Below are 1,588 nucleotides of genomic sequence, written 5' to 3'. Positions count from 1 at the left end.
ACATCGTGCTGTGGGTGCCGTCGGCCGACGACAGCTTCGTCGCGGTATCGCACGCCCGCCCCTCAAGCTCGGCAACCCTCTTCTACCGCGACTTCGTTGGTCAGCCGATCAAGCCGGAGTGGAAGAAGCAGGTGACGGATGCTTTTGACAGCGGCCAGATCGTGGACTCGTCTGCCCCCGACTGGTACGAGGAGACCCCGACCCGGGTGCGTGCGGTTCCGGTGTTCCGCCGGTTGACGACCACCGGATCAGAGGTGACGGAGCATCCGATCGCCGTGATCACCAAGCACACCAACTTGAGCGAGGCGCGCACCCCCAGCCGCCAGGAGCTCACCTTCAACGAGTGCGCAAACGAGCTGTTTCGCATGATCGCCGTCGGCGACTTTCCCGACCTGTCTGCGCCGTCTGGTCCGCGTCGTGGCGCGCCCCGAGCATCCGATGGCCTGGTGCGTCTCGACGTCGACGGCATCGTCACGTTCGCGAGCCCCAACGGCCTTTCGGCGTTCAACCGCATGGGATTCTCGGGCGAGCTCGAGGGAGAATCACTGGCCGAGGTGACCACCCAGCTGCTGTCGGGCAAGCTCATCGTCGACGAGTCACTGCCGCTGGTTGTCACCGGACGGGCGCCATGGCGCACCGACATTGAGGCTCGCGGCGTGACCGTGACCCTGCGAGCGATCCCCATCCGTGAACGGGGCGAGCGCGTCGGCGCGATCGTTTTGTGCCGCGATGTGACCGAACTGCGGCATCAGGAACGCGAGCTCATCACCAAGGATGCGACCATCCGTGAGATTCACCACAGGGTGAAGAACAACCTGCAGACGGTGGCGTCGTTGCTGCGCATTCAGGCCCGCCGGTCGCACAGCGAAGAAGCGCGTGAATCCCTGAGCCAGGCCATGCGCCGCGTCGAGGCAATCGCCGTCGTGCACGACACCCTCAGCGAGGGTCTCACGCAGAGCGTCAACTTCGACGTGGTGTTCGAGCGCGTGCTCCGGCTGATCGCCGAGGTCGCCTCCACCCATGGCACGAAGGCCCACACGCGCTTCACAGGGAGCTTTGGCGCCCTGCCGAGCGCCTATGCGACACCGCTCGCGCTGGCGTTGACCGAGCTCGTCACGAACGCCGTCGAACACGGGCTCGCGGACCGGGAGGGAACCGTCGACATCGTCGTTGAACGCACCGACGACCAGCTCAAGGTCGAGGTGCGCGACAACGGTGGCGGACTGCCGGAGGGACGCGTCGGGGCGGGGCTTGGCACCCAAATTGTGCGCACCCTAATTCAGGGCGAGTTGAGCGGAACGATCGACTGGCACACCGTGACCGGCAGCGGCACCGAGGTGACCATCGAGATTCCGCTGACCTGGATCGACCGGGACTAAGGCGGCCGCCTGCACGGTCGCTTAAGGCGCTACTACCACTTCTCATTCGGCGCTGCTGGCCTTCGCCGTCGGCGCTGCTGCAGACGCAAAAATGCCCGGCAGTTCTCGGCAAGGAGAACCGCCGGGCATTTGTTGGTTCTAGGCGCGCTACAGCGCTGAGCGTTCCTCTATGAGGCCCGCCGAGCGCGAGCGGCACGGCGCTTGAGGGC

The 1,588-nt window shown here is 65.8% G+C and carries 1 protein-coding gene; it reads left to right on the top strand.

All coding sequences use genetic code 11. The features are described 5' to 3' along the window. On the top strand, positions 1 to 1,379 hold a 1,379-nt coding region (locus AC062T_RS08040), incomplete at its 5' end, for a sensor histidine kinase (RefSeq protein ID WP_476028960.1). Positions 1,380 to 1,588: the final 209 nt, after the last annotated feature.

This window comes from Homoserinimonas sp. (genome assembly GCF_056262345.1).
This window is presented reverse-complemented; position numbering and strand designations above follow the sequence as displayed.